22 protein-coding genes and 1 tRNA gene are annotated in these 25,668 nt (G+C 34.8%); 17 read left to right on the top strand and 6 right to left on the bottom strand.

Going from position 1 to position 25,668, the window contains the following annotated elements; genetic code table 11:
* Positions 1-64 precede the first annotated feature (64 nt).
* Entirely contained in the window at positions 65-1,735 is a 1,671-nt protein-coding gene (gene glnS, locus KO509_RS07865; RefSeq protein WP_215972734.1) for a glutamine--tRNA ligase, read from the top strand.
* A gap of 133 nt (positions 1,736-1,868) precedes the next feature.
* Here glnS and yhbY read toward each other — a convergent pair whose 3' ends face one another.
* On the bottom strand, positions 1,869-2,165 hold the full coding sequence (gene yhbY, locus KO509_RS07860; protein ID WP_215972764.1) for a ribosome assembly RNA-binding protein YhbY: 297 nt from the start codon (positions 2,163-2,165) through the stop codon (positions 1,869-1,871).
* A gap of 420 nt (positions 2,166-2,585) precedes the next feature.
* On the opposite strand from yhbY, the gene rlmE reads away from it, so the two are divergent.
* From rlmE to KO509_RS07820, 8 genes are all read left to right on the top strand, one after another.
* Positions 2,586-3,227, top strand: coding sequence for a 23S rRNA (uridine(2552)-2'-O)-methyltransferase RlmE (gene rlmE / locus KO509_RS07855; RefSeq protein WP_215972733.1), 642 nt, complete (start codon positions 2,586-2,588; stop codon positions 3,225-3,227).
* Positions 3,228-3,418: 191 nt separating this feature from the next.
* Positions 3,419-5,374 (top strand): ATP-dependent zinc metalloprotease FtsH, encoded by a 1,956-nt coding sequence (gene ftsH, locus KO509_RS07850; RefSeq protein WP_215972732.1) that lies wholly within the window; start codon positions 3,419-3,421, stop codon positions 5,372-5,374.
* 90 nt (positions 5,375-5,464) lie between these two features.
* Positions 5,465-6,313 (top strand): dihydropteroate synthase, encoded by an 849-nt coding sequence (folP, locus tag KO509_RS07845; protein ID WP_215972731.1) that lies wholly within the window; start codon positions 5,465-5,467, stop codon positions 6,311-6,313.
* Positions 6,314-6,385: 72 nt separating this feature from the next.
* Positions 6,386-7,723 carry a phosphoglucosamine mutase gene (gene glmM, locus KO509_RS07840; RefSeq protein ID WP_215972730.1) on the top strand — a complete coding sequence of 446 codons (1,338 nt, stop codon included), beginning with the start codon at positions 6,386-6,388 and terminating at the stop codon, positions 7,721-7,723.
* A 147-nt stretch (positions 7,724-7,870) separates the two neighbouring features.
* Positions 7,871-8,641, top strand: coding sequence for a triose-phosphate isomerase (gene tpiA, locus KO509_RS07835; protein ID WP_215972729.1), 771 nt, complete (start codon positions 7,871-7,873; stop codon positions 8,639-8,641).
* A gap of 2 nt (positions 8,642-8,643) precedes the next feature.
* On the top strand, positions 8,644-9,054 hold the full coding sequence (gene secG / locus KO509_RS07830; protein WP_215972728.1) for a preprotein translocase subunit SecG: 411 nt from the start codon (positions 8,644-8,646) through the stop codon (positions 9,052-9,054).
* A gap of 45 nt (positions 9,055-9,099) precedes the next feature.
* Positions 9,100-9,184, top strand: a tRNA-Leu gene (locus tag KO509_RS07825).
* 461 nt (positions 9,185-9,645) lie between these two features.
* Positions 9,646-9,828, top strand: a complete 183-nt coding sequence (locus KO509_RS07820) for a hypothetical protein (RefSeq protein ID WP_215972727.1) — start codon at positions 9,646-9,648, stop codon at positions 9,826-9,828.
* A gap of 41 nt (positions 9,829-9,869) precedes the next feature.
* Here the strand turns inward: KO509_RS07820 and KO509_RS07815 are convergent, their stop codons facing one another.
* From KO509_RS07815 to KO509_RS07800, 4 genes are all read right to left on the bottom strand, one after another.
* A complete protein-coding gene (locus KO509_RS07815; protein ID WP_215972726.1) occupies positions 9,870-10,841 on the bottom strand; it encodes an AEC family transporter in 972 nt (323 codons plus the stop codon).
* A gap of 144 nt (positions 10,842-10,985) precedes the next feature.
* Complete coding sequence (locus KO509_RS07810) at positions 10,986-12,431, bottom strand: ATP-binding protein (RefSeq protein WP_215972725.1); 1,446 nt, start codon at positions 12,429-12,431, stop codon at positions 10,986-10,988.
* A gap of 124 nt (positions 12,432-12,555) precedes the next feature.
* Entirely contained in the window at positions 12,556-13,782 is a 1,227-nt protein-coding gene (locus tag KO509_RS07805; protein ID WP_215972724.1) for a GAF domain-containing sensor histidine kinase, read from the bottom strand.
* A 66-nt stretch (positions 13,783-13,848) separates the two neighbouring features.
* Positions 13,849-15,552, bottom strand: coding sequence for an EAL domain-containing protein (locus tag KO509_RS07800; RefSeq protein ID WP_215972723.1), 1,704 nt, complete (start codon positions 15,550-15,552; stop codon positions 13,849-13,851).
* A 289-nt stretch (positions 15,553-15,841) separates the two neighbouring features.
* Here KO509_RS07800 and KO509_RS07795 point away from each other — a divergent pair, with 289 nt between their 5' ends.
* From KO509_RS07795 to KO509_RS07785, 3 genes are all read left to right on the top strand, one after another.
* On the top strand, positions 15,842-16,909 hold the full coding sequence (locus tag KO509_RS07795) for a hybrid sensor histidine kinase/response regulator (protein ID WP_215972722.1): 1,068 nt from the start codon (positions 15,842-15,844) through the stop codon (positions 16,907-16,909).
* A 61-nt stretch (positions 16,910-16,970) separates the two neighbouring features.
* Positions 16,971-17,417, top strand: coding sequence for a response regulator (locus KO509_RS07790; protein WP_215972721.1), 447 nt, complete (start codon positions 16,971-16,973; stop codon positions 17,415-17,417).
* 443 nt (positions 17,418-17,860) lie between these two features.
* Positions 17,861-20,140: an FdhF/YdeP family oxidoreductase gene (locus KO509_RS07785; protein ID WP_215972720.1), complete on the top strand. Its 2,280-nt coding sequence runs from the start codon at positions 17,861-17,863 to the stop codon at positions 20,138-20,140.
* 88 nt (positions 20,141-20,228) lie between these two features.
* On the opposite strand, the gene KO509_RS07780 is transcribed toward KO509_RS07785, so the two are convergent.
* Positions 20,229-21,128 carry a LysR family transcriptional regulator gene (locus KO509_RS07780; RefSeq protein ID WP_215972719.1) on the bottom strand — a complete coding sequence of 300 codons (900 nt, stop codon included), beginning with the start codon at positions 21,126-21,128 and terminating at the stop codon, positions 20,229-20,231.
* A gap of 488 nt (positions 21,129-21,616) precedes the next feature.
* Between KO509_RS07780 and KO509_RS07775 the strand changes: the two genes are divergently transcribed.
* From KO509_RS07775 to KO509_RS07755, 5 genes are all read left to right on the top strand, one after another.
* Entirely contained in the window at positions 21,617-22,051 is a 435-nt protein-coding gene (locus tag KO509_RS07775) for a hypothetical protein (RefSeq protein WP_215972718.1), read from the top strand.
* A gap of 19 nt (positions 22,052-22,070) precedes the next feature.
* A complete protein-coding gene (locus KO509_RS07770) occupies positions 22,071-22,262 on the top strand; it encodes a hypothetical protein (protein ID WP_215972717.1) in 192 nt (63 codons plus the stop codon).
* Positions 22,263-22,272: 10 nt separating this feature from the next.
* On the top strand, positions 22,273-22,779 hold the full coding sequence (gene sodN / locus KO509_RS07765) for a superoxide dismutase, Ni (protein WP_215972716.1): 507 nt from the start codon (positions 22,273-22,275) through the stop codon (positions 22,777-22,779).
* A gap of 133 nt (positions 22,780-22,912) precedes the next feature.
* Positions 22,913-24,109, top strand: a complete 1,197-nt coding sequence (locus KO509_RS07760) for a putative manganese transporter (protein ID WP_252727444.1) — start codon at positions 22,913-22,915, stop codon at positions 24,107-24,109.
* A gap of 445 nt (positions 24,110-24,554) precedes the next feature.
* Positions 24,555-25,229, top strand: a complete 675-nt coding sequence (locus KO509_RS07755) for a haloacid dehalogenase type II (protein WP_215972714.1) — start codon at positions 24,555-24,557, stop codon at positions 25,227-25,229.
* The last annotated feature ends 439 nt before the right edge of the window (positions 25,230-25,668 follow it).

Below are 25,668 nucleotides of genomic sequence, written 5' to 3'. Positions count from 1 at the left end.
TCGCTGATTAGAACTCTTGATATAATAATATCAATTACGTTAATTTTCTTTAGAGGCTCTGTGGATGTCGGAAGTTGAAAACCGCCCAACAAATTTTATTCGTCAAATTATCGATGCTGATCTTGCTAGTGGCAAACATAGTTCAATACAAACACGTTTTCCGCCAGAACCAAATGGTTTCTTGCATATTGGTCATGCAAAAGCTATTTGTTTAAGCTTTGGGATTGCTCAAGATTATAATGGTGCGTGTAACTTACGTTTCGACGACACCAATCCGGAAAAAGAAGATATTGATTATGTGCACGCTATTCAAAAAGATGTGCAATGGTTAGGTTTTGAATGGGCAGGTGATGTTCATTATTCATCAGACTATTTTGAGCAATTACATGATTTTGCGGTTGAATTGATTAGCAAAGGCTTAGCGTTTGTTTGTTTTTTAAATGGCGATGAAATGCGTGAGTATCGTGGTACGTTAAACAAGCCAGGTAAAAATAGTCCGTATCGTGATACGTCTATTGAAGAAAATCTAGCGTTATTTGCCAAGATGCGTAACGGTGAATTCAAAGAAGGTGAGTGTTCTTTACGTGCTAAAATAGATATGACATCAAGCTTTATGTGTATGCGTGATCCTATTATTTATCGTGTACGATTTGCTCATCATCATCAAACTGGTGATAAATGGTGTATTTATCCAATGTATGATTTTACACACTGTTTATCCGATGCTATTGAAGGTGTGACTCACTCTTTATGTACGTTAGAGTTTCAAGATAACCGACGTTTATATGACTGGGTTATTGATAATGTTTCTGTACCAGTAAAGCCTCAACAATATGAATTTTCACGCTTAAACCTTGAATATACATTAATGAGTAAACGTAAGTTAAATACTTTAGTGGAAGAAAAGCTTGTTGATGGCTGGGATGATCCTCGTATGCCAACGATTGCTGCTTTTAGGCGTCGAGGTTATACACCTGCTTCACTTAGAGAGTTTGCTAAGCGAATTGGCGTTACTAAAATGGAAAACACAGTTGAAATGAGTGTTTTAGAAGCATGTATTCGTGAAGATTTAAATGATAATGCTCCTCGTGCTATGGCAGTGCTTGATCCTATAAAATTAGTGATAGAAAACTACCCTGAAGGTAAAACTGAAGAGCTTGTCGTAAAGAATCATCCAAGTGACGATAGCCAAGGTACACGCATTGTGCCATTTAGTGGTGAACTCTATATTGAAGCAGAAGACTTTAGAGAAGAGGCCAATAAAAAATATAAACGTTTAGTACTCGATAAAGCTGTGCGTTTACGTGGTGCTTATGTTGTTACGGCAACACGTTGTGATAAAGATGAAGCAGGTAATGTTACGACGGTTTACTGTAATTACCTTGACGATACTTTAGGTAAAAATCCGACTGATGGTACTAAGCCCAAAGGTGTTATTCATTGGGTTGACGCTGATAAATCACTTGATGCGACAGTACGTTTATATGACCGTTTATTTACTGTTCCAAATCCTGCAGCTGAAGATGATTTTTATAAAGTGATGAACCCTGAATCATTGATTAAAGTTGAAAAAGCTAAAGTAGAGCCTTCATTAAAGTTAGCGAAGCCTGAACAAGCTTTTCAATTTGAGCGCCAAGGTTACTTTTGTTTAGATAATAAGATTGAAAATACAGATGAACTTATTTTTAACCGTACTGTAGGCTTACGTGATACATGGGCTAAGATAGCTCAGTAAGTTATTGAAGTTATTGTTATAAAGTTTTAATAAACACAAAAAAAGACCGTAGGTTACAAGTTAATTACCTGTAACCTACGGTCTTTTTATATAAACAAATAAAAACTTACTTGTTTATTGATTTTATATGCAGTTAAAGCTTAGGTATGCGAATTTTTTTCTCATCACTTTGACGGTAAATAATTAGTGTTTTACCAATTACTTGTACTTTTATCGCTTGAGTTTCACGACAAATAGCGTCAACTATTAAGCCCTTTGTATCTCTGTCGTCAGTTGGTATTTTCACTTTAATTAATTCATGATGATTAAGCGCATAATCAATTTCAGCAACAACAGCTTCTGTTAAGCCATTATTACCTAGTAAAACAACAGGTTTTAGTGGGTGTGCAACACCTCTTAAATATTGTATTTGTTTCTTATTTATAGTCATTAAAAAATTTCGATAATCGTTAACTTGAATTAATGCTATTTTACCCTTATCTAACACTTAATACCAATTCTATTCAATTTATTCCTAGTGATAAAGAACATTAGTAAGCTTATAACAAATAAAAGTTTAGTTAACGATCATTATTCTATGTGCTACTTGTATTTAGCGCGAGAATGATTAATTGAATAAAAAAAATTCAGTTGTTAATGGAGTACCTCTCTTACAGTCAGATAATTGATAACTAGAAATCAATTTCAATACCTTATGGTTAACTATCATTAAGCTAGTATAGAAATATTAGTTACCTGCAATTTATGTTCAAATCTAATTTTTTAATTCTTGTTGGGTGGGGAAATAACTGATGAGACTTGATATAATCTTTATTAATAGTCGAAAAAACTTTTAATATGGCAAAAAAATATGGCAAAACCCCCAGTAAAGAAAAAACATACTAACAGTTCGCAACGTTGGCTTGATGAACACTTTGAAGATGAATATGTAAAAAAAGCGAAAAAATTGGGTTTACGTTCTCGTGCAGTTTTCAAAATTGAAGAAATAAATAATAAAGATAAATTGATAAAGCAGGGCATGAAGGTGGTTGACCTTGGCGCTGCGCCAGGTGGTTGGTCTGAATATGCGGTTAAAGCGGTAGGTGATAGTGGACAAGTTATTGCTTGTGATATTTTATCTATGGACGCGATTGCCGGAGTCGATTTTCTACAAGGTGATTTTCGAGAAGAAGCCGTACTTGACGCTTTGTTAACAAGAATTAATGGTAAGACAATTGATGTAGTTATGTCAGATATGGCCGCTAATATGACTGGTAACGAAAGTGCTGATTCAGCACGTAGTATGTACTTAGTCGAGCTCGCGTTAGATATGTGTCATCAAGTATTAAAGCCTAACGGTGCGTTTGTTGTTAAAGTGTTCCAAGGGGCTGGTTTTGAAGACTTTATGAAAGCTGCTCGCGCGGTATTTAAAACAGTTAAAACACGTAAACCAGAATCTTCACGCGCGCGTTCACGTGAAGTTTACCTTGTCGCTACGGGTTTTACTGGCTAGATGTAAAAATTAATTTTGTTTCTACTTTATTCAAGCTAAGTGCGTTAATATGTTACTAGTTGTAAATACCGACTAAAGTAAATTAGCGACAAAGCTTGAATTGTAGTAAATTAGGCACAACATAATAATTTAGGTTAGAACTAACTCTGACCAATTTATATTAAATTTTCACCCCCAATGAGGTCATTAAGTTGAGCGATATGGCAAAAAATCTTATTTTATGGTTAGTAATAGCCGTTGTTTTAATGTCTGTTTTTCAGAGTTTTTCTCCTAATACAGCAAATGAAGCACAAATGGACTACACGCGTTTTATCACTGATGTTCGTCAAGGACAAATCCGTGATGCTAGCGTAGACAGAAACGGAGTAATTACTGGCGAAAAACGTACCGGTGAAAGCTACACTACTACTATTCCTGGTGGATATGATCGTGATTTAATCAACGACCTAGTAAAGCAGGGGGTTCGTGCTCAAGGTAAATTACCAGAAGAAACAAGCTTTTTAACCACTATTTTTGTCTCATGGTTTCCAATGATCTTATTAATTGGTGTTTGGATTTTCTTTATGCGCCAAATGCAAGGTGGGGGCGGTAAAGGCGCTATGTCTTTTGGAAAATCAAAAGCACGTCAACTAAGTGAAGAACAAATTAAAACAACATTTGCTGATGTTGCTGGTTGTGATGAAGCTAAAGAAGATGTTGCAGAATTAGTTGATTACTTAAGAGAACCAACAAAATTTCAAAAGTTAGGTGGTCGTATTCCTTCAGGTATTTTACTTGTCGGTCAACCAGGTACAGGTAAAACATTATTAGCGAAAGCGATTGCCGGTGAAGCGAAAGTACCTTTTTTTACTATTTCAGGTTCTGATTTTGTTGAAATGTTTGTGGGTGTTGGTGCATCACGTGTTCGTGATATGTTTGAACAAGCTAAAAAAGCAGCACCTTGTATAATTTTCATTGATGAAATTGATGCTGTAGGTCGCCAACGTGGCGCAGGTATGGGTGGTGGTCATGATGAACGTGAACAAACACTAAACCAAATGCTCGTTGAAATGGATGGTTTTGAAGGTAATGAAGGCGTTATTGTTATTGCTGCAACTAACCGTCCAGATGTATTAGATCCGGCTTTATTACGTCCTGGCCGATTTGATCGCCAAGTAACTGTTGGTTTACCTGATATTCGTGGCCGTGAACAAATCTTAAAAGTACACATGCGTAAAGTTCCTTTAGGAGACGATGTTAAAGCTGCTGTTATTGCACGTGGTACGCCAGGTTTCTCTGGTGCAGATTTAGCAAACTTAGTAAATGAAGCTGCATTATGGGCTGCTCGTACTTCACGACGTACAGTAAGTATGCATGAGTTCGATAAAGCTAAAGATAAAATTATGATGGGCTCGGAACGTAAGTCCATGGTAATGAGTGAGTCCGAAAAAGAAATGACTGCTTATCATGAAGCTGGTCATGCACTTATTGGTCGCTTAGTCCCTGATCATGATCCTGTTTATAAAGTAAGTATTATTCCTCGTGGCCGAGCGTTAGGGGTAACTATGTACTTGCCAGAGCAAGACAGATTTAGTCATTCTAAACAACATTTAGAAAGTAACATTTCTTCTTTGTATGGTGGACGTATTGCTGAAGAAGTTATTTATGGTAGTGATAAAGTGTCTACTGGTGCTTCGAACGATATTGAGCGCGCAACAAGTATTGCTCGTAAAATGGTTACTCAATGGGGACTTTCAGAAAAATTAGGCCCTATGCTTTTTGCTGAAGAAGAAGGCGAAGTGTTCTTAGGACGTACATCGTCGAAGTCATTACATATGTCTGATGAAACAGCGAAGTTGATTGATGAAGAAATTAAGTTACTAATTTCTCGCAACTATGAGCGTGCAGAAAATTTAATTAAAAACAATTTAGATATTTTACATGCAATGAAAGATGCATTAATGAAATATGAAACAATTGATGCGTTGCAAATTGATGATTTAATGGCACGAGTTGATGTTAGAAAACCATCTGATTGGGATGATACTGATTCTCCAAGTTCTAGCTCAAATTCTAGTGAAGGTGGCTCAGCTAAAAAATCAGAAGAGTCAGAAAAAAGTGTAACGCCTGATCTATCAGAGCCAAGTAGTGATACACCTGCTAAATAATTAGTATCGTGGGTCCAATTAATAAGCCTTGATATTTACTTAATTAAAGTATTTATCGAGGCTTTGTTTTTTAAAGCTAACCCTAAAATTATGTCCGAAAATTCTAGAAATAAACAATCAAACCAAGCCGCATTAGCCGACTTAAGTAATGTACAAGTGATGGGAATTGTAAATGTTACTCCTGATTCCTTCTCTGATGGCGGAAAGTTTGCTCAATTTGATCAAGCATTAAAACAAGTCGAATTGATGATCGAAAACGGAGTCGATATCATTGATATTGGTGGTGAATCAACTCGTCCTGGGGCAATTGAGGTAAGTGAAACAGATGAAGTAACACGGGTTATCCCTTTGCTTAAAGCGATTAAATCCCGTTTTAATATCTGCGTCTCTATCGATACGAGTAAAGCTGTCGTCATGAATGAAGCCATAACTTATGGTGCAGATATGATTAATGATGTTAGAGCGTTGCAAAATGAAGGCTGTCTTGATGTTATTGCACAAAGTGATGTTTCAGTATGTTTAATGCATATGAAAGGCTTGCCAAAAACAATGCAACAAAGCCCTCAATATACGAGTATCATTGATGATATTGTTACTTTCTTTGAAGAACGTATTAGAAGTTGCAAAGAAAAAGGAATTAACTCTGAACGTTTAATTTTAGATCCTGGTTTTGGCTTTGGTAAAACACTTGAACATAATTATCAAATGTTAGCTCAGTTTTCTTTATTTAAAAAATTTAACTTGCCCTTGCTTGCCGGAACTTCGCGTAAGTCAATGCTAGGCAACTTACTTAATCGTGACGTTGATCAGCGATTAGCTGGGAGCTTAGCTACTGCGATTCTTGCCGTTCAACAAGGAGCTAATATAGTACGTGTACATGATGTAGCAGAAACTGTCGATGCAATCAAAATTTTAAATGCTGTTGCAAAACATCATTAGTAGGATGCAATGAATTGAAAACTTAACTGGTTATAAGCTAATACATTGAGAATTTAATAAGAAGGAAAAATAATGGCTAGTCGTAAATATTTTGGTACTGACGGAATACGTGGTTTAGTTGGTCAGTATCCAATTTCACCTGAGTTTGTGATGAAACTAGGCTATGCTGCAGGTAAAGTATTAGCTGCACAAGGTACTAAGAAGGTACTTATTGGAAAAGATACACGTATTTCAGGTTATATGCTTGAATCAGCTTTAGAAGCCGGATTTTCAGCAGCAGGCATCGATATAGGCCTATTAGGCCCAATGCCGACACCCGGTATTGCTTATTTGACTAAAACTTTTCGTGCTGAGGCAGGGATTGTTATTAGTGCATCTCATAATCCTTATTATGATAACGGCATTAAATTTTTCTCACAAGATGGCGAAAAACTCCCTGATGAGGTTGAGTTAGCAATCGAAGCAGAGCTTGATAAACCTATGGGGTGTGTTGATTCTGCTTACTTAGGAAAAGCAAGCCGCATTGAAGATGCAGCAGGACGCTATATTGAGTTTTGTAAGAGTAACTTTCCAAGTCAACTCTCGCTGGAAAATTTAACAATTGTTGTCGATTGTGCGCATGGTGCTACTTATCACATTGCTCCTAATGTTTTTCGTGAATTAGGTGCAACTGTCATTGAAGTAGGCACATCACCTAATGGCACTAATATTAATGATGGTTGTGGTGCTACATCAATGAAGATGGTTAGTGAGGCGGTTGTTGAACACAAAGCCGATCTTGGTATTGCACTTGATGGTGATGGCGATCGCTTAATGATGGTTGACCATACAGGTTATGTCATTGATGGTGATGAAGTCGTTTATATTATTGCGTGTAACGATTTGCAGTCTGGTAGTTTACAAGGCGGTGTTGTTGGTACGTTAATGAGTAATATGGGTCTTGAACTTGCTTTAGAAGAATTAGGCATTCCTTTTGCCCGCAGTAACGTAGGTGACCGATATGTAATGGAATTACTAAGAGAGAAAGGCTGGCAGTTAGGTGCTGAAAACTCAGGACACATTATTAATTTAAGTCATACATCAACTGGTGATGGTATTATTGCGGCTTTAAATGTTTTAACAGCACTTAAACAGCAAGAAAAATCATTATTTGAATTGCGTCAAGGCATGACTATGTTACCGCAAATTTTGGTTAATGTACGCTTTACCGGTGATAGTGATCCTATTAATTCACCAAGTGTACAAGCAGCTGTTGATAAAGTTAATGCTCGATTATCAGGCCGTGGACGAGTATTATTACGTAAATCAGGAACAGAGCCTTTAATTAGAGTGATGGTAGAAGGCCCCGAACTTGAAGAAGTTACTGCCTTAGCAAATGAAATTGCAGAGTCAGTTAAACTGGCAAGCTAGCAAATTTGCTGATAAAAGCAGCGATTGTCCAATAAATTTAATTGATCATTCATTGATTTTAACTTAGTACTTGTAAGTTAATCTCAGGTTAGTTAATATCTCGCGGCTTCATTTACAAAGCACTAGAAAGTGGATAGGAGATAATATATGGCTAGACGTGCAATCGTTGCTGCTAACTGGAAGATGAATGGTGATTTAGCATTAGTTGACACTATGATTTCTGGTTTAACTAACGTGAAATTACAAGATAATGTTAGTGTGGTTATTTGTCCTAGTTCCCCTTATTTATCTGAGTTTGTTGCTAAAAGAAATTCAAATAATTTAAGTGCTGTTATACATGTTGGTGCTCAAAATGTTAGTGAACACCAAAGTGGAGCTTACACTGGTCAAATTTCTACAAAAATGTTGCAGGAATTATCAGTAGAATTTGTTATTATAGGTCATTCTGAACGTAGACGTTATTATCAAGAAACCTCTACTCAAGTTGCACATAAAGTAAATGCCGTACTCAATGCAGGTTTAACACCTATTATATGCATTGGTGAAAGCGAAGCTGAACGAGCAACTGAACAAACAGAAACCGTACTTGCTTCACAATTACAGCCTGTTATTGATGAAATAGGTATAGAAAAATTTATTGATGTTGTTATTGCCTATGAACCCGTTTGGGCTATAGGTACAGGAAAAACAGCATCAAACGAGATGGCACAAGAAACACATAAATTTATTCGTCAATTTTTAGCTAAAGCTAATAAAGATGTCGCGGATAAAGTGCCTTTGTTATACGGTGGAAGCGTTAACTCGTCAAACTGTGAAGAATTATTCGCACAACCTGATATAGACGGTGGTCTTATTGGTGGTGCTAGTTTACAAGTTGAACAATTTAAAATAATTTGTTCAGCCGCTAAAGGAAAGTAAAAATGTTGTATCAAGTTTTAATTATAGCCTACGTACTTATCGCCTTAGCCTTAATTGGTTTAGTGCTAATTCAACAAGGTAAAGGTGCTGATATGGGTGCCTCTTTTGGTGCTGGTTCATCAGCAACAGTTTTTGGCTCAGGTGGTTCAGGTAACTTTTTAACTAAAACAACAACCTGGTTAGCTATTGGCTTTTTTGTTATTAGTTTAGTTTTAGGTAACCTAACGGCTAATCGTACTAAGTCTATTGATGAATGGAATGACTTAAGTGTTCCTGTTAGCGAACAAACTATACCTACCGATGCTATTCCAAGCGATATCGAAAGTGCGGAAGCTATGATGAGTGAAAACTCAGACGTTCCAACTGCTGATGATGTTGCTACTAAAGTAGAAGATGGCGATATACCTAACTAGCATCAGAGTTAACTTTTTCAAGTTATAATATAAACCTAGTTTTGCGCGGATGTGGCGGAATTGGTAGACGCGCCAGCTTGAGGGGCTGGTGACTTAGGTCGTGGGGGTTCAAGTCCCCCCATCCGCACCACTAGATTATATTTAAAATCAAGAGCTTATATAAGCTCTTTTTTTTGGTCCGATTTCCCATATATTATATTTAAATACTTTCGATTATTTAACGATTCATCGTTTATTTTCAAACTTAACCTAGTTTTATTGATTGTTACCTATAAGCTTTATTTTTCTATTAACATAATTTTATTTAATACTCCCATCATACTGCTTTATACCAATCTCACTAACTATGTGATTATTTCTACTTGCTAAAATCACCAACTACATCCTTATTTAATAATTAGAACAACTAGTTATTGAAATAAATGCTTTGTATTTGGCAATTTTTCTACGTATAAAATTGTTCACTTAATTAATGAAACAGGTATTACTGACAACATAATTTACTCTTGTAGTTACTTTTAGCTGCATCCCTTAAAAGTTTAAGCTCAGAGATACTTTGCAGTAATAGCAGATTGCTTATTTTTTTGATAAATGTGTGAGGTTATTCGTGTTATTGAAAGGATAGGTGCTCGTAATGGTGAAACAGCAAGTCAAGTAACACAAGTGACTGAGCATATGGCTGAATTTCTTCAAGAGCTTACTGAAAGCTCTAAGCAAGTAGATATAATGGCTGAGAAATTACAGCAACTGGTTGAAACTTTTAAAGTTAGTTAATAGTTCGCTACTAACTAACTTTAAAATTAAATGATTTTAGATCAACTAATAGCGATTAAACCTGTAGATACCAATAGAGCAAAACCAATAGTTACAGTGAGAAGAGAGATTAATGTTGATAGTATGATTATTTTCGCTGCTAAATCAGCGTTGCCGCCCATCGCTTCTACCATAATTAAACTAGCTGTTGCTGTGGGTGACGCTGTTAACAAAAATAACACACCAGCTGCTTTAGGATCGATTGGTAAAATAAATAGCAATATTACCAAAATTAGTGGGCTTAAAATAATCTTACCAAAACTTGCCATCAAGGCAGGCTTCAAGTTTTGCTTTAATTGTTGAAAATTTAATGACCCACCAATGGCGATTAACGCTAAAGGTAGAGTCATTTGTGCAATATACTGGTTACTTTGTAAAATTAGAGCAGGGGTTTTGAAACCTATTAAGTTTGCAACTAAACCCGCGGTTATTCCAATAATTAATGGGTTTTTAATAATATCTTGAATATTTTTTTTAATAGAGCCACTTTGCTGATTTAAGCTATTATTAAGGGTAAAAATAGACAGTAAATTATATACAATAATCGTTGCTGCTGTTGGTATTGTCGCGATAGCAATGCCTTTATCCGGATAAGCATTCGCACATAAAGCTAAACCTACAATAATTAAATTACCTCTAAAAGCTCCTTGAACAAAAACCCCTTTATCCCGGTCAGCACCAACAAACTTGAATGCCGTATAATGGCTTATAATGAATACAATAACGGTAGTTAATAATATTAATGCAATATGGGAAACATTAATAAGTTGTTTAAAATCATGAGATGCAGTACTGGTAAATAAGATAATGGGTAGACCAATATTGAAAATGAATTTAGACGAGATACGAATAAACTCTTTATTAATGAATTTTATATGAAATAACCATGTACCTAACGTTATTAAGATAAATATTGGCGCGGTGATTTGGAGGGCTATAGGTAAGAGTGAAAAAATATTTTGGTTATATTCCATTGTGCGTTTGGTCTTTGTTTATTTTACTAGCGATTAACTTTTTATTTTACGTTATTTCTCCCATAAAAACTCGGTTAACATTAGGTATTGTTTATATTATTAAGTGCTTATATGTTTTATATATTACTAGCGCAATATACGATTTTAGCTGTTTACTGTCTTGTCATCATTTTTATTGTTGTCGATGTTGGGGAACTCAAGACAGAAACAAGAGCCACTGCCTAATGTAGATTCAATTAATACTTTTCCTTTATGCTTATCCATTATTGTTTTAACAATCGTTAAGCCGACACCACTTCCATCTGTTGTTGATAGTCTCTCAAATATAGCGAATACTAATTCGTGATATTTAGGGTCTATCCCAATACCATTATCTTTTACACAAATGGTAGTGGAAGATAAGGTCTGTTGTGTGTATATATCTATTACTAAAGGGACCGATGGGTTACGGTAGCGGATAGCATTACTTAATAAGTTAAGTAATGCTTCACCGAATAATCGTGGGTTTGCATCTACCGTATTTAAATTATCGGTAATGTTTATTGTAGCGTTGCTCTCATTTATAGCTTCTTCAAGAACTCGACATTGTTCTTCAATTATTGTTTGTACATTAACTTGAGAAATAGCAATAGTTTGTTGAACAATACGAGATAAATCGAGTAAATCAGTTAAAAGGCTTTCCATATTTTTAACATTTTCAATGATGCGAGTCAGTCGATGCACTTGCTTTTCGGTTAATGTTGATAACAATTCTGATTTCAGTTGTTGAGTGAATGCTGAAATAGTAACCAATGGTGATTTAAGATCATGAGATACAGTATAAATAAATTGCTCCATTTCTTTATTTTTATTTATTAACTTTTTATTTAACGTATTGGCTTGTTGTTTTTCTTTTTTAAGATCTTTCATGATGCTCACTAAAGTTGCTTGTGAGCGTGTCATCTCTGTTTTTTGAGTTTCCATTTTAATATTTAATGCATTACTTTTATTAAGCTTATGTTGTTGTTCTTTAAAAAAGAATCTGACAATAGCGACTAATGTTATGAGAAGTGCAATCAAAACAATAAGACTTAATTTAAGACTACGCTCTACTAAATCAGTCATTAGTGCTTCAAGTGTGAGTGTAATCTTATTGTATGCCAAGGTGATTTCAATGTGAGAAGGCTCGTCATTATAACGAAGAAATTTGTCTAACTCATGTGTGGTCATTTCTTTATCAAGGAGTTCTGGAAGTGATAAAAGATGCTCATTATAAGCAGATAACATATTTCTTGTATCTTGCATGTTGAGCTCTCCAAGTATTAAAGCGCCTTGTCGCTCAAATTTACTTAATAGAAGTTTTGCAATACGATAATTCTCAAAAGCATTTTCTCGATAGCTAGGCTCATTCGGTCGTAAAATAGCATTTTTAAAATTATGTATTAGGCCGACATAACCAATTTGATTTTGAAGTTCAATGAGAGAAGCATATATTTCAGTTCTGCTCTGTCTGATGTCTTTTTGTTTAGCAACGAAATTTAACGCTATAAATATTTCAAGTGAAATAAAAAAAAGTAGTAGTGTCGCGAGTATAATATTGTTGGATTTCATGGGTGATCACAACGTAACTCTCTAACCAACAATATAACTGTTGAAAGATTATTAAATTTTATAGGTGTATATTTTATTGAATTCATGTATTTATATTCCTATTTTGTCTTATTGTAATTGTTCGTTATTCTGCTTTTGGAAAACATAGCTCTATACACGTTCCTTTATGCAATTCAGATATTAGTGTTACCGTACCGTTTTGCTTTTCCATTGCGGCTTTAACGATATTCAAGCCAACCCCTGTACCTGTATTCGCATCTTTATTCATTTGTTCAAAGATATGAAACACTCGTTCATGGTTTGATTTATCTATACCAATACCATTATCACAGATAAATAGTGAAACAGAAGTATTACATTCTTTAGTATATACTTTTACTTGTAGATCTCGTTTATGGCTTTGATATCTAATTGAATTTTTAAAGATATTATCAATACATTGAGACAGGAGGGTTTTATTTGCCCATAAGAGGTGTAAAGGCTCGGATATAATTAATGTAAATTCCGTTTTTTTATATTCAGGCAGTACTCTTTGCCAATTTTTTTCAATGAGTTTTGTTACATTAAGTGAGGTTTTCGTTATTTCTGTATTCATAATCTTTGAAAGTTGTAACAAGTTGCTCAGTAATGTCCCCATATGTGTTACATTTTCAATAATTCTTTTGAAGCGATGTTTTTGCTTTTCTGATGTATAGGTTGATAACTCGTTAGCTAATGTTGAAGTAAAACCGTTAATAGTCACTAAAGGCGACTTTAAATCATGGGATACAGCGTATACAAATTGTTCTAGCTCTTTATTTTTTGATTTTAGTGTTTTTGCTAATGCCTTGGATTTAGATAAAAGGTTATCTTGAACTTGCACAGCTTTTCTCAACTCTAATTGCAAAACAACTTGCTGGGCGATTATTGTCAGCTGTTTTTTTTGAATATCAGTTAATATTGATGGCTTATTGTTGAGCACACAGAGTGTACCTAACCGAAGACCGTTAGGTGTTATTAGTGGTGCTCCAGCATAGAACTTGATATTAGTTGGCCCCGTTACTAAAGGGTTATCGTGAAATCTCTCATCTTTGTCGGCATTTTTTACTTCGAATACTTGTTCATGGTGAATAGCGTGCGCACAAAACGCAATATCTCGAGGGGTTTCTTGTACTGTAACACCGAGGTGAGATTTGAACCATTGCCGTTTCTCATCAATTAACGAGATAAGGGCAATAGGCATATTACAAACACTTGATGCTAACTCAGTAAGTTGGTCATAGTTTTGTTCAGGTAGCGTATCTAATATCTGATATTCATTTAAAGCCGCCAGTCGAGAGGATTCGTTGTCAAGAATTGGTGCAGATTTCATTGCTAAACGCTCCTTTATCAATTATATAGATTGTTATAAATCTGATAACAAAGAATACTTTTCTATTTATCTTTGTTCCTGTAATTTTACTTCTAATAAATCGGCAGGCATGGGCATGCCAAGGAGGTATCCTTGAAATTTATCAATTTTAAGTTTACGGCAAACCTTTAGCTGGTTTTTCGTTTCAATGCCTTCGGCAACTACGGTAAAGTTTAGTAACTTTAACATAAGAGTTACGGCTTCTAATAAGCTATTCTTTTTATCAGTATTTAATTCATCTTCTTGCAATGTTTTATCTAATTTAACGATATCAATGGGATAATTGTTTAAATGTGATATTGAGGAAAATCCCATACCAAAATCATCCAAGGCAATTTTAAAGCCTGCAGATGAAAGGGAATTGAGTGTTTGTCGAGTAATATTATCGTTGTCAAGTAAAGCGGTTTCAGTGATTTCTAATATGATAGTGTCAGGTTTAACTCCATATTTTTGTGCTGCATATTTAATTTTTTGAGTCAGTTGAGCATTTTGTAATTGGATTGCTGAAATGTTAATTGCTAAGGTAAAATTGTTATCATACTTAGTCTGCCATGATGCTAAATTAGCTAAGGCTGTGTCGATGACCCATTGGCCTAAGTCATGAATTAAACGTGTTTCTTCTGCAATAGGGATAAACTCATCTGGGGTATATGAGTTTGGGGTGTCAGGCCACCTAATAAGAGCTTCAACGCCTTTAATGTTTTCACTGTTGGCACAAAAAATAGGTTGATAAAATAAGCGAAAGGATGAGTTCTTAATTATTTCATTCATTTCATTTCTGATAAAGAAACGACGGTTAAATTCATTTTGATAATGTAATTCATAAAAGCATAGTGTGTTTTTACCATTCTTTTTTGCTCTATACATGGCGACGTCGGCATATTTCATTAGTTGATCATGGCTATTTGCATCATCTGGGTATAACGCCGCACCAATGCTCACTGTACAGTCCATTCTCTGACCATCGATTAAGAAAGGCTGTTGAAATGATTGTAAAATACGACTAGCAATCATATTAACTTCTTCTGCAGAGTTTATATTCGCTAAGGTTATTGCAAATTCGTCACCGCCTAGTCGGGCAAAGCCATCGTTGATTCTTAGGCAATTTTTGACTCTAGCGACTAACTCAACTAGAAGTATGTCTCCAGCGTGATGACCTAATGAATCATTAATATGCTTAAAATCATCTAGATCTAAAATGAGCATGCCAACAGAAAGCTTTAAACGATCACTATTAGCAATCATAATGTTTAACGTTTCATCGAAATAATGACGATTATGTAAGCCAGTTAATTGATCAGTTTCAGCCATATTCTTTAAGGCCAAATAACTTTCCTGCATTCTTTGTTCCATTTCAAAGCGCTTTTTAGAGTGAATAATTGCTTGAGATAGCTTAATATGTGAAATGTCGCTTTTAGGAATAAAGTCTTGTGCACCAGCTTCAATACAATTGAGGGCGATTGATATATCTTCTGCGGCACTAATAACAATAATTGCTGTATTACCTAAATTGGGACGTGAACGCATCTCAATAATCATTTCAATACCATTAATTTCAGGCATATGATAGTCAAGTAATATAATATCGAATACTTCTTCATCGATTAATACAAGCGCTTTTGCTACACAATCAGTTCCTTTGATTTCATAATTATTTTCTAAAGATGTTCCTAGCGCTCTTTTTGCAAGTGCGATATCAATTTCATTATCATCAACAATCAGTATTTTCATTGCAGAATAAATCCTTTTAAGCATAACTTTTAGACGTTTTAAGTAATTATTTTCTAAGTAAAAATGAAAAAACTGTCGTTGGAAAAGTTAAAAATATATACACGAAAATATTTTAATCACCCTAAAGTGTTTTTATTTACTAAGAGTTTGTACTTTAAATTAATATATGACTATGCTTAATAAATATACATTTTATTATGTACCTTTACACTAGCAGCACATATTAATATTGTCTAATTTTGAACTATTAAATGTACTCTTAAAAAAATAACAACGGATTACATAAAGCATGCGAGTGATAATTATAGAAGATAACACTGATCATTTTGATATTATTGACGATGCATTTATGTCGATTACGGAAATAGATGTGGAGGTAGTTCGGGCTGATACCTTAACTAAAGGGAAGCGTTTACTATTATCAGAAAATTTTGATATATGCTTGTGTGATTTACAACTTCCCGATTCAACTATAATTGAAACCGTAGAATGGCTAAGTTCACAAACTAATCCATTACCTATAGTGACATTAACATCATTAAACAGTAGTGATGTTGCACGAAATTTGCTGAAAAAAGGGATACAAGACTATTTACCAAAAGACTCTTTAACTCCTGCTTTACTTTATAAAACATGTTTATATGCTATTGAGCGATTCCGTCATCAAAAAATAGTGGCGGGATACAACCAAGATATGCAAGTATTTTGTGCTAGCTTATCTCATGATTTTAACGGGCATATTACCCGTATAATGGGCGTATCAAGATCATTAAAATCAGACTTAATGGAACGAACTAGCTGCACACCAACGGAATTGAAGTGGTTTGAGTATATTGAAAAAAGTACAACAGAAGTACATAAATTAGTATCTAATTTGCATAGTTACCTGTCTGTAGGTTATACCGATCAGGTTTTTGAGTCCGTTTGCGTAAAGTCAGTGATTGAAAATGTAACTTCTTCCCTTAAAGGTGCTCTGCAAGTAGATTTCGAATTAAATATACCTAATGAATTAACGACTATTCAAGGCAATAGTACTTTACTTCAAATATTGTTCCAAAATTTAATTGTTAATAGTATAAAGTTTAATAATGGTTACCCTATTATTGATATATCTGTGCGAGCGCATGGCAATCATGTTGATGTTATTTTGAAAGATAATGGTATTGGTTTCGAGCAAAAACATGTACAAAAAATATTTTCACCATTTAATCGCCTTGCCAATGGCATGAAATTTGGCGGTTCAGGTTTAGGGTTAAGTATCGTTAAGCGTATTATTGAGCATCATAATGGCAGTATTGAGGCACATTCAGAGTTAGGTGTTGGTAGTCAATTTATCCTAAAATTTAACAAAGAATGATTACACATTTTAGTAATTAAAAGGTTGTTTTAAAATTAATTAAACCACTAGAGGACGTAACGTGGATAATCTTAAGCTAATGTCGGCATTAATGGTAGAAGACAATATTGATCATGCAGAATTGATGATGGATGCTTTCAATGAATTTAATATTAAAAATTCAATAACGCATGTAATGGATGGTGAGGAGGCTATTGCTTACCTAAGAAACGAAGCTCCATTTGAAGATCTTCATAAATTTACTCGCCCTGATATTGTATTTTTAGATATTAGAATGCCTAAACAAAGTGGTATTGCTACCTTAAAAATAATGAAAGAAGACGCTCTGCTCAAAGATATTCCTGTGGTGATGATTAGTACGTCAAACACGTCACCAGAAATAAAAGAATGTTATGGTTTAGGCGCTAGTGGTTTTGTTACTAAACCGTTAAAGTTTGAAGACTTTACAAAGAAAATGAAGGAGTTAAATTATTATTGGGTACTCACTGCTGAGTTACCGACAAAATAAATTATTGATACAACCTCATACTAAAATAGCACTGTGTATACCAGTTTATGCTTGACAAAGGTACAGTTCTTATTGCATTTATATATTTCCAAAAGCTAATTAAACAATAAAAAATTTAATAAGTAAAATTTATTAAATCAATGTTTAAATTAAAGCAGCAAAAGTCGAATTTAATTGAGTTATTTTTTAAAATATAACACAATTAAATTCGACTAAAATTACTTAGCTAAGATACCAATAAGCAGCACTATATCGTTAATTGATTTATCGTCTTATTACAAATCAATGCAGCCATTATTTAATTTCTACCGTCGCTTGTGTATGCTTATCAGCCTTAGTTTCATTATGAAAACCCAATTGATTTAACTGTTAGCTCTGCTCGCAAGCGAACTGCTATTTTTTCAATCTGGGAAATAACACGATTCGTTTAAAAGAGATATTACATGTCTAAAACAAATTCAAATAACCCAGCCTATTCTCCTGCTGCCGGTGGTTGGGGCGCACTGAAAAGTTCAGCTAAACATATTATTCAAAGTGAAAATGCTATGAAGGGCGTAAAAGCCTTACTTCGAGCAAATCAACCAGGAGGCTTTGATTGCCCTGGTTGTGCTTGGGGGGATTCATCAACGGCTGGCAAAATAGATTTTTGTGAAAACGGTGTAAAAGCAATTGCGTGGGAAGCAACTAGTAAACGTGTTGATGCTACTTTTTTTAAGCAACATTCAATAACAGAATTAAAAAGCTGGGATGATCACTCACTTGAAAAAAGTGGCCGCTTAACTGAACCAATGTTTTATGATGGCGAGAGCGATCATTATCAACCAGTTAGTTGGAATAAAGCCTTTAGTATAGTTGCCGATAGCCTTGCTGATTTGTCTTCGCCTAATGAAGCATTATTATATACATCGGGTCGAGCAAGTAATGAAGTTGCCTATATGTATCAATTATTTGGTCGAGTACTTGGCACTAATAATTTTCCTGATTGCTCTAACATGTGTCATGAGGCATCGGGAGTAGGCATGACAAATAGCCTTGGTACTGGTAAAGGTACCGTTACCATGGAAGACTTTAATAAAGCGGATGCTATTTTTGTTTTTGGTCAAAACCCAGGAACTAATCACCCGCGTATGTTGGGCACATTACGTAAAGCAAGTAAGCGCGGTGCTACGATTGTTTCGATTAATAATTTAAAAGAGCGCGGCTTAGAAAAGTTCTCAGATCCACAAAGTGCAAAAGAAATGATTCTTTTTACAGGCACTAAAATTAGCCAATATTATTTTACACCGCGATTAGGTGGTGATATGGCCTTATTACGTGGTGTAGCAAAAAGTTTATTTGAAAGATTTGAACAAGATAAATCAGTACTCGATATGGAATTTATTAATGAACATTGTCAAGACTTTGAAGCATATAAACGCAGTGTTGAATTAAGCTCATGGGATAAAATAATTAGCCAATGTAGCTTAACAAGAGAAGATATTGATCAAATAACCGATATCTATGTAAGTAGTAAGAAAGCAATTTTTACATGGGCAATGGGAATTACTCAACATAGTCACTCAGTGGCGACAGTAAGAGAAATTGTTAATGTACTGATGTTAAGAGGCAATATTGGTAAAACAGGAGCTGGTGCATGTCCTGTGCGTGGACATTCAAATGTACAAGGTAACCGTACAGTTGGTATTAATGAAAAACCGTCTATGGACTTTCTTGATGCATTAGCACAAAAATATTCGTTTAGCGTTCCTCGTGATGATGGTTTTAACACCGTTGAATCAATTCACGCAATGTTAGCCAATAAAGCTAAAGTTTTTATTGCATTAGGTGGCAATTTTGCTGCTGCTACTCCTGATACTAAACGTATATATACGGCATTATCGCAATGTGATTTAACGGTTCAAATTAGTACTAAACTTAATCGTAGTCATCTGATGACAGGAAAAAAAGCACTGATTCTCCCTTGTTTAGGTCGAACTGAAATAGATACTCAACAAAGCGGTGAACAATGTATTACCGTAGAAGATTCTATGAGTATGGTACATAGTTCACGAGGGCAAAATGAACCAGCCTCTGTGCACTTACGTTCAGAAACAGCAATTATTGCAGGAATAGCAGCAGCTTCTGTGGGCGATAAAGTCGTGAATTGGCATAAGTTAGCCAGTGATTATGCTTATATCCGTGAAGATATTAGCGAGGTTATTCCTGGATTTGAACAATATAATGAGCAAATAAAAGCGAGACGAGGTTTTTATTTAACCAACCCCGCAGCGAAGCGTCAATGGAACACGCCAACTAAAAAAGCGATGTTCTCAACAGCCTCATTACCCGAAGAGTTAGCGCATGAAAAGGTGAAAGATAGAACTGATAATATGGTGCTGACATTACAAACGCTACGTTCTCATGATCAATATAATACAACCATTTATGGTATGGATGATCGTTACCGAGGTGTTTATGGCGAGCGTAAAGTTATTTTTGTCAATGCTGACGATATGAAAGCATTATCGTTAGAGCAGGGGGATTATGTTAAACTTACCACAATTTCAAACGATGATATTGAACGTTCAGTCGAAAGCTTTAAAGTGGTTGAGTATACTATACCACAAGGTTGCGTAGCCGCTTACTACCCTGAAACGAATCCTTTGGTGCCCCTTGAAAGTATTGCCGATGATTGTGGCACGCCAACCTATAAATCTATTCCTATTTCATTAGAGAAAGTATAAAGTTAATCGTTGTTCATTTAATGGATAAAGGCAATACAAACGTAAAAAAGAGGCCGATAGCAGGCCTCTTTCTTGTCTCTAGATTATTTTAGAGTTCGGAAACAGATAAAATTATTTTATTTCTTAACCATTTATTTGCAGGATCTAAATCTACTTTATTGTGCCAATACAAATGAACATCAACATCAGGTAAACTCACCGGTAAAGGAAAAATAACTAAATCAAGTAATTGAGCGTACATCATTGCGGTAACTTTTGTTATGGTAAATAGCATATTGTTATTTGTAATAACTCTGCAAGCTGAGAATGAATGTTGACACCTTAAGCCTATTTTTCGTTGGAGCCCTAATCGAGCGAGTTCAAAGTCTTCAATACTTGTACCCACTGAACGAGATGATACTAACACGTGATCTTGGGCAAGATATTCGTCCAAACTTAGAGTCGATTGTATATCGGGGTGATTTTTTCGAGCAAGAACCACTAGCTCACTTTGTTCTAACTTGGTATGTGAAATGTTTTCGCTAACAGGTAAAAGTGTATCTATCGCCAAGTCAATATCACCACTAACAAGTTTATTTTCTATATTACTACGATTTACCCGTCTACTACTCTGAAGCTTAATTAATGGTGCTTCTTTTTTTAAACGCTGCATCAATGGCGGAAGATAAGACGCTTCTAGGGTGCCATGTAATGAAATATTAAAACTTTTACGCGATATTGAAGGCTCAAATTGACGAGATTGTGCTAAACATACTTGTAATTGTCGTAAGGCTTCTCGAACATCAGCAATCACATTATTGGCTACTGCGGTTGGGCGCATCTTATTACCTTGGCGAACAAACAAAGGATCACCAAAATGATCACGCAGTTTACTTAATGAATGACTAATTGCTGGTTGTGATAAGTTAAGTGCTGAGCCCGCCTTAGTAATATTTCCTTCGCAATATATGGCTTCAAATACCACAAATAAGTTTAAATCTATTTTCATTAAATCTCCCCACTAACCCCAATTTATTATTATTAATATCATATTTAGTATTCTTTATATGAATATAGTTATATTTTTATTATTCGTATTTTTAATTTAAATGTTGTACCTAATATAGTCAAGTAGTATGAATATCATTAATAATGGTTATTGAATCAACTGTCTGTGTACATTATTAATACTAGGCTTTTAAAGATTACCGGTCTTCAATTTATTATGAAGAAAAGTTTGTGTATAGAGATTAATACTACAACCATTAAATAAATATCACTAAATCAAACAGTCTAACTGAGTAACAATTCTTTTATTGGCGCACGCTTTTATTTACCATTTTGTTATAAAAGATCAAATTAAACTTGCAAATACAAATGAGAGTGATTATCATTTGTTTTTTAAGGGGTGAAATATTCCTATTAAATAGGGCAATAAAGTATTGCTTCGAATGATCTGCGATCATTTAAAAATAATAAATCAGTGAGGTAGCATAAATGGAACATCAACAATGGCAGTCGCTGCTAAAGCTTGGTAATCATTGCTTTCATGAGAAGGAATGGAGTAAAACTGAATATTTTTATAGCGAAGCATATGACTTATTAGCTTTTTCTTATCGTAATAATCCTATGTGTGCTGACACGTTAATGGCTTGGGTTTGTTCATGTAATAACTTGTCTGCGCTTTATGAACATCAAGGAAACATCAGTTTAGCATTAAGGTTTTTGATGGTTCCCCACGAATACCTGTTAGAAGTAACTAACGCTAAAGTAGATGATGAAGACATTAAGTTAATTGCTTTTAAAGGCCTTTCATTAACACTATCTCCCATACTACTGTTCAACAAAAAGCACGTCATTTGTGATAACTGCATTGGCAGGTTTGACTCATTAAAATTATTACTACAGCAACAAGAAAACGTTATTCATTAATACTAAAAAGGAAAATTAGATGTTTAGGTTATATATCGTCATTTTATTGTTATCAGTTTCTGCTCCAAGCTTTTCGCATTCAGGTCATGATCATAGTGATCCTATGGCAGGGCTCATTCATTTACTCTGGGTTGCTCCTCTCGTTATTGGTATTGGTTTAATTATTTATCAATTTACAAAAAAGCACCGTTTTTTTAACAAGAAAAAGTAAGGTACTTATAATGATTTTTGATCTATTAGCTAAAATTGATACTAAATATCCCTTCGATCAAGCTGTCGCGCATTGTGATATACCTTGTAAAATTTATGATCCTATTACAGCACAACTAGCAGTGCTTACAATGATCAGAATGGTTGATTTGTTAAATGAATTAAAAGACTGTGAATCGTTAACTCTCGAGCAACAAGCGACATTTATTCGTTTAGTTAATGAAAAAGAAGCACATGGAAATAAAGTAAAAGAAGAGATACTTATTATTTGGGGAGATTATATAAAGCAACCTCAATTAGATAGTCATCAAAATTTGCACGCACTAACACATGAAATTATGTTGGCAGCTTCTAAGGCGAAACAAAGCATAAATCGTGAAGCTAGTGTAAAACTATTAGATAAAGTAAATCAGTTTGTTGAAATCTTTTGGGAAACTAAAGGCGTTGAAGTTTATCGTGCTATTTGCCCTTATCCACCAGCAGAATCTTTAAGCTACCCAGTACTAAAGTCGATTTAATGGTTGTGCTTAAATTGTTAACTGTAAAAAATAAAAAGAGTGGCAGTTTATCTGCTGAAAAATTAAAACCAGATAATAAAACCCAATGTTTTGGGCTAGTTATAGGGATGTCTAAACTTAAAAAGAGTCAATGATGAATCATTCACTCAATTTTGTATTAGCTAAAGCTTATAATTTAACAAATAAGGTATCGCTACCTTGTTATCGTAGAATGCTATTACCGGTTTTTCTTTGTATTCTGCTATTTCAGCCAAAAACGCATGATCTTATGCTTACCGTACTTGCTGATGCTTTTTGGCAAGTAGCTGTTTTTGTCGCCTTTACATTAGCTATTTATCATTTATTTGCCAATAAGCTTAGCTGTTTATACGTTAGTAAAAAGGGTGAACGTAAGCCTATTTATGAAGTGCTAACCGCAAGTGCCATGGGAGTGTTACCTGGGTGCGGTGGTGCCATTATTGTCATTACTCAATTTGTAAAAGGTCAAATGGGCTTTGGATCTGTTGTTGCGGTTTTAACTGCCACAATGGGGGATGCCGCATTTCTTATACTAGCAACAAAGCCTGTAACAGGTTTAATGGTCGTTGCTATATGTTTATGTGTTGGTATTTTATCTGGTGTTATTGTTAATGCAATACATGCTCCTAGCTTTTTACGTCAAACGGTAAAGGAACTAACAATTTCCGAAAAAGCCACTCCTATAGGAAAAGAGTTACCTAAAGCCTTAAAAATACAAGGCCTCTTATGGCAATGGTTGTTAATACCTTGTGTCGTCATTAGTTTTTTATTTGCAGGTCAGGTTGATGTTGCCTCGTTAATTGGCCTGAATAATGTAACATTGCAAATGATAGGGGCAGCTTTATGCTTAGTGTTAATTATATTGTGGGCTATTACTAGTGAAGTCACTAATTTTGAATCAATTGTCGCTGAGGATAAAAAATCAAGGCATGATAAAGTCTTTCAAAAAGTCGCTTTAGATACTAATTTTGTTGTTTGTTGGGTTGTCGTGGCGTTTATCGTTTTTGAATTGGCAATGCGCTATGGCGATTTGCAATTAGCCGCTATATTCATTGAATACAGTGCGCTCTCGCCATTAATTGGCGTTTTAGTTGGCGTGATCCCTGGTTGTGGCCCTCAAATTATAACAACTTCTTTGTATTTATCTGGTGCTATCCCATTATCAGCACAAATAGGTAATGCTATTAGCAACGATGGCGATGCCTTATTTCCTGCTATTGCGTTATCACCACAAGTTGCATTGGTTGCAACTCTTTACTCTACCATTCCTGCATTAACCGCTGCTTACGGCTATTATTGGCTATTTGAATAAGGAAATTTAATTTCTTTAGCGTCGATATAAAATTTAATATACGAGTTAGTTTCATATTGCTTATACCGGCTTTAACCGTAAATAACGTGTTAAATCGCTATTGATTCTCATTTTTTATTTCACGAGATGTTAAAAAATCGCGTTTGTTGCTCATCTCTTATTGAGGACTTATTAAGATGTTCACGATCTAATCGATGTCACCAAAGACCATTTAAGCGAGATTGCTAATGAGTTTGTGTTATTAATACAAGCAGTTCAAAGATTAGGTGTTATAGACAAAGATAAAAACGCGAAATACCTAACGATTAATGTACAAATTCAAATTACAGGCTTGCGTATCTTTACCAAAATGAGTAGTGTTGAACGCCTATTTAAGGTCAAAATTGACGATATTTTTAATCACTACCCGTTGTCATTTTTCCTTTAGCTAATTTGTGGAGTTGGTATGAATCATCAAGTGATTTTATTTGATATAAACGAGACTGTATTAAACCTAAGTATTTTAAAACCTACATTTAAACAATATTTTGGTGATGAAAACCATATGGATAGATGGTTTTCAATGCTACTGCATTCTTCAACAGTATGTTTAGTCACTGATGTTAAAACAGACTTTAAAAGTTTGGCATTAGCCGCATTAAAATCGATAGCGGGTCGATTAGCACTAACATTGTCTGATGAAGAGTACGCTAACATACTTAATACATTAGCGAGCCTGCCAGCACATAGTGATATAAAACCAGCGTTGGTAAAATTACGTGCGGCTGGCTTTACTCTTATTGCTTTTTCAAACTCTTCATCAAGTTTACTTTCGTCTCAACTAACCAATGCGGGCTTAAATGAATATTTTGATGATGCCATTTCTGTTGAAAGTGCTGGCACGTTCAAACCGTCTAATAACGCTTACCAGTATGCTGTAAATAAACTGGCTGTTCCTGCTAAGGATATTAGATTAGTTGCCGCACATGATTGGGATACGCATGGGGCATTAAGTGCTGGCTTAAAAGCTGCTTTTATTGACAGGTTTGGAGCACCGTATAATCCTTTATATATAACACCAGACATAATAGCGTCTACTATGGAAGGTATTGCCGAGCAAATTATCAAAAGTAAAAGATGATAATTTAATGATTTAGTTGCAGATCAAGCAGCCGTTATAAATTCAAATTCTTGATTAAAGTAAGATATAAACACTATCACGCTTTGTGCCCCAAAACGTGATAGTGCAAAGTTTTTAAATAACTATTTCAGCTATTTAGAAGATGTAAACCGATCCTCATCCTGATAGACAACTATGTCACCAAAGCGGTCATTCACTTTTGAAATATTAACGATCACTTTGTGCGCATTGCTGACTTTATCATTTATTTTTTTGCCATATATTTTCTAATGAAAAAGCTTTTAGTTTGTAATAGATTGAAATTATGTGATATTACTACGCATTAAAGCAAGGGTATGGAACTTATTAGGCCACCCATAATAACGTGGATGAAATTCAATCCATAAACTAAGCTTAATTTACCTTGATTAAGTTTGGTGATTATTATGCCTAAGCCACG

The organism is Colwellia sp. C2M11 (genome assembly GCF_018860915.1).
GTDB lineage: Bacteria > Pseudomonadota > Gammaproteobacteria > Enterobacterales > Alteromonadaceae > Colwellia.
This window is presented reverse-complemented; position numbering and strand designations above follow the sequence as displayed.